Annotated in this window: 15 protein-coding genes and 1 pseudogene; 5 read left to right on the top strand and 11 right to left on the bottom strand. The window is 61.0% G+C overall.

Annotation, left to right across the window (positions count from 1 at the left end):
* Positions 1-3: 3 nt before the first annotated feature.
* Positions 4-972 (bottom strand): SDR family NAD(P)-dependent oxidoreductase, encoded by a 969-nt coding sequence (locus tag CO667_RS17850; protein WP_179874167.1) that lies wholly within the window; start codon positions 970-972, stop codon positions 4-6.
* Between the two features lie 95 nt (positions 973-1,067).
* On the opposite strand from CO667_RS17850, the gene CO667_RS17845 reads away from it, so the two are divergent.
* The 3 genes from CO667_RS17845 to CO667_RS17835 all read left to right on the top strand — a co-directional run bounded on the left by CO667_RS17845 (position 1,068) and on the right by CO667_RS17835 (position 3,394).
* Positions 1,068-1,697 (top strand): TetR/AcrR family transcriptional regulator, encoded by a 630-nt coding sequence (locus CO667_RS17845; RefSeq protein ID WP_097619622.1) that lies wholly within the window; start codon positions 1,068-1,070, stop codon positions 1,695-1,697.
* 183 nt (positions 1,698-1,880) lie between these two features.
* Positions 1,881-2,921, top strand: coding sequence for a GH25 family lysozyme (locus CO667_RS17840; RefSeq protein ID WP_097619621.1), 1,041 nt, complete (start codon positions 1,881-1,883; stop codon positions 2,919-2,921).
* A gap of 167 nt (positions 2,922-3,088) precedes the next feature.
* Positions 3,089-3,394 carry a flagellar basal body rod C-terminal domain-containing protein gene (locus CO667_RS17835; protein WP_097619620.1) on the top strand — a complete coding sequence of 102 codons (306 nt, stop codon included), beginning with the start codon at positions 3,089-3,091 and terminating at the stop codon, positions 3,392-3,394.
* A 59-nt stretch (positions 3,395-3,453) separates the two neighbouring features.
* Here CO667_RS17835 and sufA read toward each other — a convergent pair whose 3' ends face one another.
* From sufA to CO667_RS17795, 8 genes are all read right to left on the bottom strand, one after another.
* Positions 3,454-3,846: a Fe-S cluster assembly scaffold SufA gene (sufA, locus tag CO667_RS17830; RefSeq protein ID WP_097619619.1), complete on the bottom strand. Its 393-nt coding sequence runs from the start codon at positions 3,844-3,846 to the stop codon at positions 3,454-3,456.
* A 93-nt stretch (positions 3,847-3,939) separates the two neighbouring features.
* Positions 3,940-4,320: an SUF system Fe-S cluster assembly protein gene (locus CO667_RS17825; RefSeq protein ID WP_003559708.1), complete on the bottom strand. Its 381-nt coding sequence runs from the start codon at positions 4,318-4,320 to the stop codon at positions 3,940-3,942.
* A 12-nt stretch (positions 4,321-4,332) separates the two neighbouring features.
* Positions 4,333-5,574: a cysteine desulfurase gene (locus tag CO667_RS17820; RefSeq protein WP_097619618.1), complete on the bottom strand. Its 1,242-nt coding sequence runs from the start codon at positions 5,572-5,574 to the stop codon at positions 4,333-4,335.
* 11 nt (positions 5,575-5,585) lie between these two features.
* Complete coding sequence (gene sufD / locus CO667_RS17815; protein ID WP_097619617.1) at positions 5,586-6,860, bottom strand: Fe-S cluster assembly protein SufD; 1,275 nt, start codon at positions 6,858-6,860, stop codon at positions 5,586-5,588.
* Between the two features lie 25 nt (positions 6,861-6,885).
* A complete protein-coding gene (gene sufC / locus CO667_RS17810; RefSeq protein ID WP_037073856.1) occupies positions 6,886-7,641 on the bottom strand; it encodes a Fe-S cluster assembly ATPase SufC in 756 nt (251 codons plus the stop codon).
* A 102-nt stretch (positions 7,642-7,743) separates the two neighbouring features.
* Positions 7,744-8,085: a GIY-YIG nuclease family protein gene (locus tag CO667_RS17805; RefSeq protein WP_097619616.1), complete on the bottom strand. Its 342-nt coding sequence runs from the start codon at positions 8,083-8,085 to the stop codon at positions 7,744-7,746.
* 59 nt (positions 8,086-8,144) lie between these two features.
* Entirely contained in the window at positions 8,145-9,614 is a 1,470-nt protein-coding gene (gene sufB / locus CO667_RS17800; protein ID WP_097619615.1) for a Fe-S cluster assembly protein SufB, read from the bottom strand.
* A 168-nt stretch (positions 9,615-9,782) separates the two neighbouring features.
* Positions 9,783-10,949, bottom strand: coding sequence for a cysteine desulfurase family protein (locus tag CO667_RS17795; RefSeq protein ID WP_097619614.1), 1,167 nt, complete (start codon positions 10,947-10,949; stop codon positions 9,783-9,785).
* Between the two features lie 217 nt (positions 10,950-11,166).
* On the opposite strand from CO667_RS17795, the gene CO667_RS17790 reads away from it, so the two are divergent.
* Entirely contained in the window at positions 11,167-11,844 is a 678-nt protein-coding gene (locus CO667_RS17790; RefSeq protein WP_003559715.1) for an alpha/beta hydrolase, read from the top strand.
* A gap of 145 nt (positions 11,845-11,989) precedes the next feature.
* Positions 11,990-13,165: an acyltransferase gene (locus CO667_RS17785; protein WP_097619613.1), complete on the top strand. Its 1,176-nt coding sequence runs from the start codon at positions 11,990-11,992 to the stop codon at positions 13,163-13,165.
* Here CO667_RS17785 and CO667_RS17780 read toward each other — a convergent pair.
* Both CO667_RS17780 and CO667_RS17775 read right to left on the bottom strand, forming a co-directional pair.
* Positions 13,162-13,660, bottom strand: a pseudogene (locus tag CO667_RS17780) (GNAT family N-acetyltransferase). The gene CO667_RS17785 and the pseudogene CO667_RS17780 sit on opposite strands and share 4 nt — an antisense overlap.
* The gene (locus tag CO667_RS17775) at positions 13,657-14,775 is read right to left on the bottom strand and encodes an anhydro-N-acetylmuramic acid kinase (RefSeq protein ID WP_097619612.1); all 1,119 of its coding nucleotides are present in this window, start codon (positions 14,773-14,775) and stop codon (positions 13,657-13,659) included. The pseudogene CO667_RS17780 and the gene CO667_RS17775 overlap by 4 nt, the downstream one beginning before the upstream one ends.
* Positions 14,776-14,790 lie beyond the last annotated feature (15 nt).

Genomic DNA, 14,790 nt, shown 5'->3' with positions numbered 1-14,790 from the left:
CGTCTAGAAGCGCTCGCCGACCATATCCTCGCTTTTGGCCCACAATGCCCTGGCCGTCTCGGGATCGAGCGCGTAGCTGCGCACACCTTCGGAAATCGGGCTGATCTCCGCATCGGTCACTTCGGAGACGTGGCAATTTTCGCAATATCTGCCCCCGACCGCATCTGCCGGGGCGACGAAACCTGCCCAGATCGATGTAGCGGCGCCCTGCGGGATCGTCTTCCACTCGAAGGACGGCTTGCCCTCGGCGGCGAGTGCTGCGTTGATTTGCGCCATCATGCCTTCGATCATGTCGGGGTCGAGATGACGGCCGAGCTCGGTGTTGATGCCGCCGGGATGCAGTGCCGTCGCACGGATGCCGCGCTCCTGGAGGCGCCGGTCGAGCTCCACCGCGAACAGGATATTTGCGGTTTTCGACTGGGCATAGGCCGCCCAGGGCTCATAGGCCTTGCTCTCGAAATTGAGGTCGTCGAGGCTGAAAGGCGCCATGCGATGGCCCGAGGATGCGACGATCACCACGCGACCGCCCGATTTGACGAGCGGTGCAATGCGGTTGACCAGCACGAAATGACCGAGATGGTTGGTGCCGAACTGCGTTTCGAAACCATCGGCGGTGCGCCCGAAGGGAGCAGCCATTACGCCGGCATTGGCAATGACGACATCGAACGGGCGGCCATCCGCGATGAGCGCATCGGCGCAGGCGCGCACGCTTGCGAGGGACGCAAGATCGAGCTCGACGATATCGAGGCTGCCGCCGTTGGCCGCATCGGCGCGCACGACTTCCGTTGCCGCCCTCGCCTTTGCAAGGTCACGTGCGGTCCCCACCACCTGCGCTCCATGGGCTGCCAGTACACGCGCGGTTTCCACGCCGAGGCCGGCCGAAACACCCGTCACCAGCACACGTTTACCCTTGAGATCGACGTCGGCGAGCACCTCGTCGGTGGTCGATGTCGCGCCAAAAACTCCACTCATGATTATCTCCTTGATCATGGACGCACCGCTCCGGGCTGGTGGACCATTGCCCGCCGGCCTCTAATGGAATAAAAGGAGGATGCCTCCAGATAAATATGGAGGGTTCCTCCGCTTATCAAGGGGACTTCTGGGAAATGGCTGAAAAGAGTGACGGATCCACCGTCCGAAAGCCGCGTGCGGATGCCGAACGCAATCGTCTGCTGCTGATGGAAACGGCAAAGACCGTGTTTGCCGACAAGGGTTCCCGCGCCAGCCTGGAGGAAATCGCCCGCATCGCCGGCGTCGGCATCGGCACGCTCTATCGCCATTTCCCGACGCGCGATGCACTGGTTTCAGCTATCTACCGCAACGAGACGACGCAGCTGGCCGCTGCCGCCAAAAGCTTTGCCGAGACACATCCGCCTGTCGAAGCGCTTCGTCTGTGGCTGGTGCAGTTCGTCGATTATGTCGTGACGAAACGCGGCATGTCCGAGGTGCTGGACTCTTTGGTCGGCGGCACCTCCGAGCTCTATGCCGATTCCGCCGATCTGATCATAGGCGCCGTCAATCTGCTGGTGGATCGCGCCGTCGCCGCCGGTGAAATCCGTCTGGCGATGGACCCGCTCGATATCCTGCGCGCCCTGGCGGGCGGCGCGAGCATCAGCTGCGGCCCCGCCTGGCGGGATGCGGCAAGGCAACTCATCGATATTCTGATTGCCGGTATGAGAGCCGGTCGCTCGGGCTGAATGGCGACATCGACAGGGAAGATTTCCGTCCCAAACGTCGATACGCGGCGCGAACTCGGTCATCTCAGTTTTGAGGCATCGGTCAAATTTAACCTTTCTTAGCAAGTCTCTGTTAGCAATTCATAAAGGCGGCTTCCATCACCATGGATCACCGTCGATCCCTTGTTTTGCGTGCAGGTTCTTATGCGTCCATCGGCTGTGCCAGCAATCCTCCTCGCCGCCCTGATCCTTTCGGGATGCGCCGCCAGTTCCGGCGCCGAAGATGTGCTGACCCCTGTGCCGTCGCGGGAAACGACCAATGCCATCACCCAGCCGAGCGGCCCGATACCGGCTGCCGCCGTGGGGGATCCCGCGCCGCAAGCAAGTCCGGCGCAGCAACCGTTGAGCTGGGCTGGGCAGGTTCCGGAGCCGCAGGCGCTTGTGCCCGCAGACAGGCCGGTCGGCATGCCGATGCCGACGGAAAGGCCGGTGGCGATGCTCATGCCCGCCAACCCGGGGATCGATCCCGATGCCGGCACGAAATCGCCGACACGCTCGCGAATTTACGGTCACCGCTTCCGCGACGCCAAGCCGATCAATTTCGGCTCCACCTCCCCCAGAAAGCTTGCCGTGCACGGCGTCGACGTGTCACGCTGGCAGGGCGAGATCGACTGGGAAACGCTGCGGCAGCAGGGCGCGAACTTCGTCTACATCAAGGCGACCGACGGCGGCGATCACCTCGATCCGATGTTCAAGAAGAATTGGCGCCGGGCCAAGGAAGCCGGCCTTAAACACGGCGCCTATCACTTCTTCTACTGGTGCCGGACAGCCGGCGAGCAGGCCGACTGGTTCATCCGCAACGTGCCGAGGGAAGCCAACGCACTTCCGCCCGTCATCGACGTCGAATGGAACGGCGAATCGAGCTGCAAGCGGCGCATTTCTCCCGCCCGCGTCCGGGAAAAAATGCAGGTCTTCATGGACAAGCTGGAACGCTATTACGGCCAGCGCCCGATCATTTACACGGCGCCGGACTTCTACCGCGACAATTTGAAGGGCCAAATGCTCGACTATCCCTTCTGGCTGCGCTCAGTGGCCGCTCACCCATCCAAGGTCTATCCGGGCCGCAAGTGGCTGTTCTGGCAGTATTCCGGCTCCGGCCTTTCCGATGGCGTCGACGGCAAGATCGACCTCAACGTCTTCAACGGCAATGAGAGCGACTGGCACGACTGGGTGGCGTCGCGATAGCGAAGCTGCTTCATGGTTCTGCGACCCGCCTATCTTGTTCCGTGCCAATCCGGAACATATGGATAGCAATACGCCCTCACCCATAGGTCTTTGGTAACGCAACGCCTTCAGAATTCCCTAAACCCTTGCATGTACAAGGATTTCATCCAGTTCTGGGGACACGAGCGATGAGCATATCGGGCATTACGAGCACTGCTCTTTCAGGAATGCGGGCGCAGACGACGCGGGTCGGCGCGATTGCCAACAACATCGCAAACAGCAGCACGCCTGAATATGCCAGGCTGAACACCAGTCTTACCTCCGTTGAACCAGGCGGCGTCCAAGCCGTCGTCAGCCCGACGGCGTCGGATGTCGATCCCACCACCGAACTGACCGACCTGATCGAAGCCGAGCAGAGCTACAAGGCAAACGCCGTGGTCTTCGAGACCGGCGCCGACATGTGGGAAATGCTGATGAGCATCAAGCGCGACTGAACACGCCCGATTTCACCGGAGACCTACTGGCGGAAAATTTTCCGCCGGCCTGAAAGCTGTCAGGAATGCGCCGGCTCGCCCTGGCGCTGTGCGGCAAGGGCCGCGAGATCGGCGGGTTTCAGCTCGACGGATTCGCCGCAGCCGCAGGCCGATGTCTGGTTCGGATTGGTGAAGGTGAAGCCGGAGCGCAGCGTCGTCGTCTCGAAGCCCATTTCGGTGCCGAGCAGGTAAAGAGCCGCCGACGGTTCGACCCAGACTTTCGCACCATCACGCTCGATCAGGTCGTCCTTGGCATTGGGTTCGGTCACCAGGTCGATGGTGTATTCCATCCCGGCGCAGCCGCCCTTCTTGATGCCGACGCGAATGCCTTTGGCCTCCGGTCCCGAATTCTCGACGATCGCCTTGACGCGGGCCGCAGCGCCGTCCGTCATGCTCATGATTGCAAAGCCCATCGGCTCATTCTCCTTCCGCAACCGGGGTCAAGATCCGGCGCTTCGTGATTCAAAATGTAGTCTTCCGAGGTAAACGGATCAATACCGGCTCTATCAATACCAGCCGACCGCGACCTGCGCCTCTTCGGACATACGATCCGGCGTCCACGGCGGATCGAAGGTCATTGCGACCTCGACGCCCGATACGCCTTCGACGGCGCCGACGGCATTTTCGACCCAGCCCGGCATCTCGCCGGCAACCGGGCAGCCGGGCGCGGTCAGCGTCATCATGATCTTCACCATCCGGTCGTCCTCGATGTCGATCTTGTAGATCAGGCCGAGTTCGAAGATGTCGGCCGGGATCTCCGGGTCGTAGACGGTCTTCAACGCGCTGATGACGTCGTCGCTGAGCCGTGCCAGCTCATCGGCCGGAATGCTGGAATGCACGATGCCTTCGCGCACGTCGATCTTCTGTTCGCTTTCGTCCAGGCTCATCACGGACACTCCTCAGGCAAAGAACTTGCGCGCATATTCAAGCGCATCGGCCAAAGCATCGACCTCGGCGCGGGTATTATACATGCCGAAGGATGCACGGCATGTGGAGGTGACGCCGAAGCGTTTCAAGAGCGGCATGGCGCAATGTGTGCCGGCCCTGACCGCAACACCCTGCCGGTCGATCACCATCGAGACGTCATGGGCATGAATGCCGGCAAGCTCGAAGGAAAAGATACTGCCCTTATCCGGCGCCGTCCCGAACATCCGCAGCGAATTGACCGATTTCAGCCGCTCGACAGCATAAGAGGCAAGATCGGCCTCATGCTTAGCGATCGCTTCGCGGCCGATCTTCTCCATATAGTCGAGCGCATAACCCAGCCCGATCGCCTGCACGATCGGCGGTGTGCCGGCTTCAAAGCGATGCGGCGGATCATTATAGGTGACGATATCCTCGGCGACCTCGAAGATCATCTCGCCGCCGCCCTGGAACGGACGCATCTCCTGCAGCCGCTCCTTCTTGCCGTAGAGCACGCCGATGCCGGATGGGCCGTAGAGCTTGTGGCCGGTCATGACATACCAGTCGCAATCGATATCCTGCACGTCGACCGGCAGATGCACGGCGCCCTGGCTGCCGTCGATCAGCACCGGGATACCACGCTCATGCGCGATCCGGCAGACTTCCTTGACGGGAACGATCGTGCCGAGCGCATTCGACATATGGGTGATTGCGACGAGCTTGGTGCGTTCCGTCAGGCTCTTTTCGAAATCCTCGATATGGAAGGCGCCCTCGTCATCGACCGGCACCCAGACGAGTTTGGCGCCCTGCCGCTCGCGGATGAAGTGCCAGGGCACGATGTTGGAATGGTGCTCCATGATCGTCAGGACGATCTCGTCGCCCTCGCCGATCTTGGGCATGCCCCAGCCATAGGCGACGGTATTGATCGCTTCCGTCGAATTCTTGGTGAAGACGATGTTATCAACCGAGGGCGCATTGAGGAAGCGGCGGACCTTCTCGCGCGCTCCCTCATAGGCATCGGTCGCAGCATTCGAGAGATAATGCAGGCCGCGATGCACATTGGCATATTCATGGGAATAGGCATGCGAGATGGCATCGATCACCACCTGCGGCTTCTGTGCCGAGGCGCCGTTGTCGAGATAGACCAGCGGCTTGCCGTGCACCTTCTCCGCCAGGATCGGAAAATCCCGGCGGATGGCTTCGACGTCGTATTGGGTGGCCGGCACTATCTTGTCCATCGCAATTCCGATCAGGCGTGCTTTTCGAGCCAGGCCGAAATCACGCCTTCCAGCGCCTCGACCAGGGCTTCATCTTCCAGTTCCTCGACGATCTCAGCGACGAAGGCATTGACGAGCATCGCCCGCGCAATCTTCTCCGGAATGCCGCGCGCCATCATGTAATAGAGATGATTGGCGTCGATATCGGTTACCGTCGCGCCGTGGCCGCACTGCACATCGTCGGCGAAGATTTCGAGCTCGGGCTTGACCGAGAACTCGGCATCGTCGGACATCAGCAACGTGTTGCAGGCCATCTTGGCATCGGTCTTCTGCGCATCCGGCGCAACCCGGATCATGCCCTGGAAGACGCCCTTGGCCCGGTCGAAGACGACGTTGCGGATCACTTCTGTCGAGCCGGTATGCGGCACATCGTGGCCGAGCACCATCGTTACGTCTGTATGGCTTTCTGCCCCAAGCAGGTTGATGCCGCGCAGGGTCAGATCAGCGCCCTCGCCCGTCACCTTGATATGCAGTTCCTGGCGCACCAGCTTGCCGCCGGCGTTGATGACGAACAGGCGGAGCTTCGCATCGGCGCCGAGATCGATGCGGATCTGGCCGAGATGCGTATCGTCGCCTCCCTGCTGCTGCAGGATGATCCAGGTCAGCTCGGTGCCTTCGCCGACAGTGATGTCACTGACGTGAGACACCAGCGCGGCATCGCCTGATACCGCAAGGTGACGCTCGATGAAGGTCGCCTTGACGCCGGCGCCGAAGGACACGGGAAGGCGCGTATGTGCCTGCCCGCCCGCATGGACGAACTGGATTTCAAGCGGATTTTCAAGCTCGGTACCGGCGGGCACGTCGACGACATAGCCGTCGCGCACGAAGCTGCCGTTGATACGGCCGACTGCGTCGTCGCTGCCGAGCGCATCGAGCCCGTCCGCGGCAGAGCCGTCGAGCAGACGTTCGGAATAGCTGGAAATTCCGAGGTCGCCGGCTGCGGCCTTCTGGTTGGAATGGCCCTGGATGACCGTCAGCACTGCGGAATCGGCAACGAGCGGCTCCAAAGCCTCCGAGCCGGCATCACCCGCCTGCGGCGGGACAGTGCGCAGAAGATTCTTGAGGTCGGTATAGTGCCAGGCTTCGATGCGGCGCGTCGGCAGTCCGGCCTTCTTCAGGTCGTCGAGAAGCCGGTCGCGCAGAGCCGTCACCGCACCGTTGCCCGGCAGGTCGCCGATCTGATGGTTGAAGGCCTCGATCAGCGCCGCTTCGGCCGCAGTCAGGCGGCTCGTCGTCTGCATGTTCATGGACGTCGTCCTTTCCACCCGAAACTCAGGCTGCCGCACCGATGATGTCGGCATAGCCGTTGGCCTCAAGCTCATGCGCCAGCGTCTTGTCGCCCGACTTGATCACCTGGCCCTTGTAGAGCACGTGAACCGTATCCGGCACGATATAGTCGAGCAGGCGCTGGTAATGGGTGATGACCACGACGGCGCGATCCGGCGAGCGCAGCGCGTTGACGCCGTCGGCGACGATCTTCAGCGCGTCGATGTCGAGACCGGAATCAGTTTCGTCGAGCACGCAGAGCTTCGGCTCCAAGAGCGCCATCTGCAGGATCTCGGCGCGCTTCTTCTCGCCGCCGGAAAAGCCGACGTTGAGCGGCCGCTTCAGCATCTCGGTATTGATCTGCAGCTTGCCCGCGGCATCCTTGACCCGGCGCATGAAATCCGGCGTCGTCAACTCGTCTTCGCCACGTGCCTTGCGCTGCTCGTTCATCGCCACCTTCAGGAATTGCATGGTGGCGACACCCGGAATTTCCACCGGATATTGGAAGGCAAGGAAGACGCCCTTGGCGGCGCGTTCGGCCGGATCGAGTTCGAGAATGCTCTCGCCATTATAGAGAATGTCGCCCTCGGTGACTTCGTAGTCGCTGCGGCCGGAGAGCACATAGGAGAGCGTCGACTTGCCGGAGCCGTTCGGCCCCATGATCGCGGCAACTTCGCCGGCCTTCACCGTCAGATTCAGGCCACGGATGATCTCGGTGCCGTCTTCGGCGATGCGGGCATGGAGGTTTCTGATTTCAAGCATTTCGTTTTTCCTGTTCATACAGCGGGTTCAAGTGCCGCCTGATTGACCGTTCGCACCGGCCTCGATCCGTCATCCTCGGGCTTGTCCCGAGGATCTAAGCCCTCAATTGTAATCGCTCCACTCCCGCGTATTCGGATGCGGTCGATAGACATTCTCAATTTCGTCGATCCGCTCGTAAAGATCGATCCAGGTCGGATTGAATCCCTCGACAAGCTTGATTTTCCATTCGCGCAGGTAACGCTTCAAAGATTTCTCCCGCTGGATCGCCAACACGATGTTCGGATGGCTCTCGAACCAGACGAGGTTCTTTGCTCTGTATTTCTCCGTAAAACCCTTATGGATTTCGTTGCGGTGTTCCCATATGCGACCGTGCAAATCACTCCTGACGCCGGTGTAGATCACGCCTCGTGGCTTGTCGGACATCATATAGACGAAACCACACATCCCTATCCTCCGGCCACAGCAGATCCTCGGGACAAGCCCGAGGATGACGGAGACCGTATTTAGCCCACCGAGCCTTCCAGCGAAATGCTGATCAGCTTTTGCGCCTCGACGGCGAATTCCATCGGCAGCTCCTGCAGGACTTCCTTGACGAAGCCGTTGACGATCAGTGCGATCGCCGCTTCGGTAGGAATGCCGCGCTGCAGGCAGTAGAACAGCTGGTCCTCGGAGATTTTCGAGGTCGTCGCTTCATGCTCGAACTGCGCCGTCGAGTTCTTCGCCTCGATGTAGGGCACGGTATGGGCGCCGCATTTGTCGCCGATCAGGAGCGAATCGCACTGGGTGAAGTTGCGCGCATTCGACGCCTTTCGGTGGGCCGAGACCTGGCCGCGATAGGTGTTGTTGGATACGCCAGCGGCGATGCCCTTGGAGACGATGCGGCTCGACGTGTTCTTGCCGAGATGGATCATCTTGGTGCCGCTGTCGATCTGCTGATGGCCGTTGGAGACGGCGATCGAATAGAACTCGCCGCGGCTGTCGTCGCCGCGCAGGATGCAGGACGGATATTTCCAGGTGATCGCCGAGCCGGTTTCCACCTGCGTCCAGGAGATCTTCGAGCGGTCGCCGCGGCAATCGCCGCGCTTGGTGACGAAGTTGTAGATGCCGCCCTTGCCTTCCTTGTCACCGGGATACCAGTTCTGGACGGTGGAATACTTGATCTCGGCATCGTCGAGCGCAACCAACTCGACCACGGCGGCATGCAGCTGGTTTTCGTCACGCTGCGGGGCCGTGCAGCCTTCGAGATAAGAGACGTAGGCTCCTTCTTCCGCAATGATCAGCGTGCGCTCGAACTGGCCGGTGCCCTTCTCGTTGATGCGGAAATAGGTGGACAGCTCCATCGGGCAGCGAACGCCCTTCGGAATGAACACGAAGGAGCCGTCGGTGAAAACAGCCGAATTCAGCGTCGCATAATAGTTGTCGCTCGTCGGCACCACGGAGCCGAGGTATTTCTGCACCAGTTCCGGATGCTCGCGGATGGCTTCCGAAATCGACATGAAAATCACGCCGGCCTTCTTCAGCTCTGCCTTGAAGGTGGTGACGACCGAAACGCTGTCGAAAACCGCGTCGACGGCGATCTTCGGCTTCTCGACGCCGGCCAGGATCTCCTGCTCACGCAGCGGAATGCCGAGCTTTTCGTAAACCTTGAGCAGCTCCGGATCGACCTCGTCGAGCGACTTCGGGCCCGGCGTGCTCTTCGGCGCGGCGTAATAATAAATGTCGTTGAAATCGATCTTCGGATAATCGACGCGCGCCCAGGTCGGCTCTTCCAGCGTCAGCCAGCGCCGATAGGCTTCGAGACGCCATTCCAGCATCCATTCCGGCTCCTGCTTCTTGGCGGAAATGAAGCGGATGATGTCCTCGGACAGGCCTTTCGGCGCCTTGTCCATCTCGATGACGGTCTCGAAACCGTATTTGTACTGGTCCACATCGATCAGGCGCACCTGGTCGATCGTTTCCTGCACGGCAGCCATCTCATTCTCCAATCTCGCCGGATACAAGGTCCGGCAGCTTGTAGCGTTTGGGCAATTCACTTGCCCTTCACGTTGGGCAATTCTCTTGCCCTAATGTAAGAGGCCAAAAGGGACTTTTCAGCCCGATTGGCAAGCGGAAATTTGTGTTTCCGCAAGTTTTGACGCGGGTCAGGCCGCCTCGCCCGCCGACCTTCGCCGGCAGGCGATCTTCGCAAAAGCCGCAATCGCCCGGTCGATATCCTCTTCGGTCGTCGAAAAGCCGAGCGAGATCCGCAGCGCCCCGAGCTTGGCGTCACGTCCCATCGCCGTGAGCACATGGCTTTCGCCGAGCCGTCCGGACGAGCAGGCAGAACCCGCCGAAAGCGCTACGCCTTCGAGATCGAATGCGATCTGTCCGGTCTCGGCCTTCAGCCCCGGCAGGGTGAAGAAAATCGTGTTGGTAACACGCTCGCCGCCCGCGCCGTGGATGATCACATCGGCTGCCGCCCGACGCATGCCGGCTTCCAGCCGCTCGCGTAATGCGCCGATCGCCGCATTACGCGCCTCGAATTCGCAGGCAGCAGCCTCCGCCGCCGCGCCGAAGCCGATCAGCGCCAGGGAATTCTGTGTCCCCGACCGGTGACCGCGCTCCTGCCCGCCGCCCTGGATCAGTGGCCTGGGCATCAGCGCCTCGCCGCGGGCAATCAGCGCACCAGCGCCCTTCGGCCCGCCGATCTTGTGCGAGGAAACGATCATGAAGTCGGCGCCGAGCTTCTCGATATCGAGCGCCAGACGCCCCGCCGCCTGGACGGCGTCGACGACGAGGAGGCCGCCATGGGCATGCACGATCTTTGCCGCGGCCTCCACAGGCTGGACGATACCCGTCTCGTTATTGACGAGCATGATGGCGACCATCGGTAGGCCGGCGGCCTTGTCATGGGCGTCGAGCAGGGTGGCGAGCGCATCCAGATCGACGGTCCCGGCTTCGGTAACCGGGATTTCCGTCATCTTCTCCCTGGCGAAGCGGCCGCCTTCGCGCACGGCAGGATGCTCGATCGCCGAAAAGTAGAGATGGCCGAGCCGGAGCGGCGTGCGGCCCATGCGGAAATCCGGCGTCAACACCAGATTGGCGGCCTCGGTCGCGCCGCTGGTGAAGACCACATTGCCGGCGTCGGTGCCGACGAGAGCCGCCACTTTGCGCCGTGCGCCTTCGATCGCAGCGCGGGCGGCACGGCCTTCGCCGTGAACGGAATTTGGATTGCCGAAAATGTCGATGGCGCGCATGATCGCCTCGCGAGCTGCGGGGTGCAACGGCGCTGTGGCATTCCAGTCGAGATAAAGGCGTGGCGGCGCCATGATCTTCAGTCCTGCGCTTGACGAGCTTGCTTCAGCATCCGCGGCTCATTTTTCTTGAAATTTCCGCCGGGCTTGCCTTATGACACATTCCACGATGCGTGGATCGCCATGCAAGTTTCGAATTGTTCTAAACTGCGTTTTAGAAAAGCTGACAACACTAGTCAAGTCATGTTGTCGTCCAACGCAGCGCGAACGCGAAATAAAACCCGGAGTACCAATGCCCGAAGTTATTTTCAACGGCCCAGCCGGCCGTCTTGAAGGCCGCTACCAGCCCTCCAAGGAAAAAAGCGCGCCCATCGCCCTGATCCTGCATCCGCATCCGCAGTTCGGCGGCACGATGAACAATCAGATCGTCTACCAGCTCTTCTACATGTTCCAGAAGCGCGGGTTCACGACCCTACGCTTCAATTTCCGGGGCATCGGCCGCAGCCAGGGCGAATTCGATCATGGCGCCGGCGAACTCTCGGATGCCGCCTCTGCGCTCGACTGGGTGCAGAGCCTGCATCCCGATTCGAAGACCTGCTGGGTCGCCGGTTATTCCTTCGGGTCCTGGATCGGCATGCAGCTCCTGATGCGCCGGCCGGAGATCGAGGGCTTCATGTCGATCGCCCCGCAGCCGAATACCTACGACTTCTCCTTCCTGGCGCCCTGCCCCTCCTCCGGCCTGATCATCAATGGCGAGGCCGACAAGGTGGCCCCGGAAAAAGATGTCAACGGCCTGGTGGAAAAGCTGAAGACTCAGAAGGGCATCCTCATCACCCATCGCACCGTTGCCAATGCCAACCACTTCTTCAATGGTCAGGTGGAAACGCTGATGGGCGAATGCGAGGATTATCTCGACCGCCGCCTCAACGGTGAATTGGTGCCGGAACCGGCCGCCAAGCGGATCCGCTGACGCCATCGCACGAGCCCGTCTTCTCCCTGTGGAGACGGGCCGGACACAACCGCGCCGGCTGTGCCAGAACAGATCACCTATCGTGTTGCAATATATATTGCAGTGCGGTAGGGTCCTCGCGATCCTAACTAAAGCGAGGTCCGTAATGACCAAGTCGTTCGGGGAAGTCCTGGATAAGTATAGGGGTATCGGTCCGGGGTTCGACTTTCTTCGAATTGGACTCGCCTTTTCTATCGTATTGACGCATTCGTTTTTGCTGACGCGGAATGATGCCTTCATCAGAGGCTCGGTATTCTGGTTCACCGAATACGCTCTTGTTCCGATGTTTTTCGCTTTGAGCGGATTTCTGATCGCGGGCAGCGCCCAGCGCCTGAGTCTCCGGAATTTTCTGATCAATCGCGGCTTGCGTATCGTTCCGGCACTGGCCGTCGATATCGTCGTTTGTTCGCTGATCATCGGGCCGATCGTAACGATCGTCTATCACGCCGAATATTTTACCGATCCGCGGTTTTTCAAATACTTTCTGAATATCGTCGGCTGGATCCATTACGAGCTGCCGGGCGTCTTCCAGGATAATCCGAGCCAGCGTGTCAACGGTGCTCTCTGGACGGTTCCATGGGAGATCTTCTGCTACATCATCATGTCATTCCTGATGATCACCGCCATCGTGAAGACGCGCTACAAGCTGCTCGGCGTGACGATCGCCTACATCGTCATCGGTCTCATCGTACAGAAGATGCCCTATCTGTTGCCCGGTTCAATCAAGCCGATCGCTCGCTTCCTGTTCATGAGCCGCGGCTCCCAGCTGATAACGGCCTTCATGATGGGCATCGTCGTCTTTCAGTTCAAAGCGGTCATTCCGCATTCCCGCTGGCTGTTCGCCGCCGCCTGCCTGGTCTGCATCGTCGCGATTCTCACCCTCGACAGCCGGGCTGTGGAGTCGGTGATCAACCGGCCGATCGTCATCACCTCGCTCGTCTACATCACAGTCTTCATCGGCCTGTCGGAGGTGCCCATTCCGGCCTTTTTCAGGAAAGGCGATTATTCCTACGGCGTCTATCTCTACCATGATCCGTTCCTGCAGATCTGGATCAGCTCGTTCCCCTCAATCTTTCTCTACCCGAAATATGGTGCGCTGGCGCTCTATCTGGTCGGCCTGCCCTCGGCTCTCGCCGTCGCGGTGCTGTCCTGGCATTTCATCGAGAAACCGATCCTCGGCCTTCGCAAGAAATTCTCGTTCATCGCTCAGGTCAGGGGCGTCGAGGATGGAAATCAGGGCGGACGTGAATCGAATGTTCGGCCACTCGCCGTCAAAAGTTAGAGCTTTGCCGGCCGCATATCGGCGGTGAGTTCGAAAGCCGTGTCAAGCACTCCATCGATCAGGATCGATGGAGTGCTGCGAGGCGGTGTTTTCGGGATGCGTGAAGGCGATGAAGCCGGATGCCAACTGCCTGTCGAAGAACCAGTCGGAAAGCGCGCTCGCCGCCTCGGTCGCAAGGCCCTTGCCCCACGCTTCCTCGCGCAGGGAATAACCGAGTTCGAACTGCTCGCTCCTGAACTTCGAAATCCCCGCACGGCCGATGAATAGGCCGTCCTCGGCGAGTACCTTGTATTTGGTCGTGCCGTCGCGTGCCTGTTCCTCGAACCAGCCCCGCAGCCGCTTTTCGGCCTTTTCGAGACTCCATGGCGCCTGACCGGGCAGATACCGGGTCGTCGCCATCGTCGAATGCAGCTGCTGCACCAGAGCCGCATCGCCTTCGTCCCACATGACTAAGGTGAGCCGGGGCGTCTTCAGGATGACCTGCTGCTCTCTCATGGCCTTGCCAGCATCCCGCCGCTGACAGGGGCGTCGACCCCCGTCGTGCCGGGAAATGTCAACGGCAGCCCGTCCAGCGAGCGGACGGCGAGATAGGCCCAGGCCTCTGCTTCCATCGCATCGCCGTCGAAGCCGGCCTGTTCGGCCGTCAATACCTTCGAGCCCAGCCTTTCGGCCATAACCGAGAACTCCGCCATCACGGTGGCGTTCAGCCGCCCGCCGCCGCAGACGATATAGATCGATGGGCTCTCGGGCAGGAAGCCGGCAGATTTGATGATCGAGGCGGCGGCGACATGCGCCAGCGTGCGGGCGCCGTCCTCGAGGCTCGCCTCCTCGGGCCGCAGCGGCGCGAAATCGCCGCGGTCGAGTGAGCGGCGAACATTGCCGCGAAAGAACGGGCTTGCGAGATACCGTTCCGCGAGAGCGGCCACGACCTTGCCGCGCCCGCCGATCTCGCCGCCGGGATCATAGGTTTTGCCGGTCTGCATTTCCACCCACTGGTCGATCAGCGTATTGCCCGGCCCGCTGTCGAAGGCCGCGATCCGGCCATCCCCACCGATGAAGGTCAGATTGGAGATACCGCCGATATTGACGAAACACACCGCCTGTCCCGCCTGCTGGAATTTTCCTGCGAGTGCCGCGTGATAGGCCGGCACCAGCGGCGCGCCCTGCCCGCGGTGAAGCATGTCGTTGGCGCGCATGTCATAGACCACCGATATGCCGGTTCGGCGCGCCAATTCCCCCCCGTCGCCGATCTGGATCGTCAATCCTTCGTCCGGGCGATGAAGCACCGTCTGGCCATGAAAACCGAGAACATCGACGCCATCGGCAGAAAGCCCGAAACGCTCCAGAAATGCCGTTACGGCAGTTGCATGCCGCACGGTCAGTTCGAGCTCGATCTGGCGAAGCTCCTCCGGCCGTTCACGCCGGTCGCGGAGCGGCCGCGCCAGTTCCAGCGCCCGTTTCAGCCGCCCGCGAAAATCGGCGTCATAGGGCACGCCCATGAACGGCCCGCGCTCGATGAAGCCGCGGCCGTCGGTCCTGATCAGCGCCACGTCGATTCCGTCCATCGACGTGCCGCTCATCAGGCCGATCGCAGTCCTGATGACATCCATGAGGCTTGCCTCCCT

It is taken from the genome of Rhizobium sp. L43, from assembly GCF_002531725.1.
Taxonomy (GTDB): domain Bacteria; phylum Pseudomonadota; class Alphaproteobacteria; order Rhizobiales; family Rhizobiaceae; genus Rhizobium.
The sequence above is the reverse complement of the archived record's forward strand: the minus strand, read 5'-3'. Positions and strand labels throughout refer to the sequence as shown.

What these genes read in the sequence shown, in the direction of transcription:
- CO667_RS17790 (WP_003559715.1), top strand. Translation starts at nt 11,167, where the DNA reads ATGCCCGAAGTTATTTTCAACGGCCCAGCCGGCCGTCTTGAAGGCCGC.
- CO667_RS17840 (WP_097619621.1), top strand. Translation starts at nt 1,881, where the DNA reads ATGCGTCCATCGGCTGTGCCAGCAATCCTCCTCGCCGCCCTGATCCTT.
- CO667_RS17820 (WP_097619618.1), bottom strand. Translation starts at nt 5,574, where the DNA reads ATGGACAAGATAGTGCCGGCCACCCAATACGACGTCGAAGCCATCCGC.
- CO667_RS17795 (WP_097619614.1), bottom strand. Translation starts at nt 10,949, where the DNA reads ATGGCGCCGCCACGCCTTTATCTCGACTGGAATGCCACAGCGCCGTTG.
- CO667_RS17850 (WP_179874167.1), bottom strand. Translation starts at nt 972, where the DNA reads ATGAGTGGAGTTTTTGGCGCGACATCGACCACCGACGAGGTGCTCGCC.
- CO667_RS17785 (WP_097619613.1), top strand. Translation starts at nt 11,990, where the DNA reads ATGACCAAGTCGTTCGGGGAAGTCCTGGATAAGTATAGGGGTATCGGT.
- CO667_RS17845 (WP_097619622.1), top strand. Translation starts at nt 1,068, where the DNA reads ATGGAGGGTTCCTCCGCTTATCAAGGGGACTTCTGGGAAATGGCTGAA.
- sufD (WP_097619617.1), bottom strand. Translation starts at nt 6,860, where the DNA reads ATGAACATGCAGACGACGAGCCGCCTGACTGCGGCCGAAGCGGCGCTG.
- CO667_RS17825 (WP_003559708.1), bottom strand. Translation starts at nt 4,320, where the DNA reads ATGAGCCTGGACGAAAGCGAACAGAAGATCGACGTGCGCGAAGGCATC.
- CO667_RS17835 (WP_097619620.1), top strand. Translation starts at nt 3,089, where the DNA reads ATGAGCATATCGGGCATTACGAGCACTGCTCTTTCAGGAATGCGGGCG.
- sufB (WP_097619615.1), bottom strand. Translation starts at nt 9,614, where the DNA reads ATGGCTGCCGTGCAGGAAACGATCGACCAGGTGCGCCTGATCGATGTG.
- CO667_RS17805 (WP_097619616.1), bottom strand. Translation starts at nt 8,085, where the DNA reads ATGTGTGGTTTCGTCTATATGATGTCCGACAAGCCACGAGGCGTGATC.
- CO667_RS17775 (WP_097619612.1), bottom strand. Translation starts at nt 14,775, where the DNA reads ATGGATGTCATCAGGACTGCGATCGGCCTGATGAGCGGCACGTCGATG.
- sufC (WP_037073856.1), bottom strand. Translation starts at nt 7,641, where the DNA reads ATGCTTGAAATCAGAAACCTCCATGCCCGCATCGCCGAAGACGGCACC.
- sufA (WP_097619619.1), bottom strand. Translation starts at nt 3,846, where the DNA reads ATGGGCTTTGCAATCATGAGCATGACGGACGGCGCTGCGGCCCGCGTC.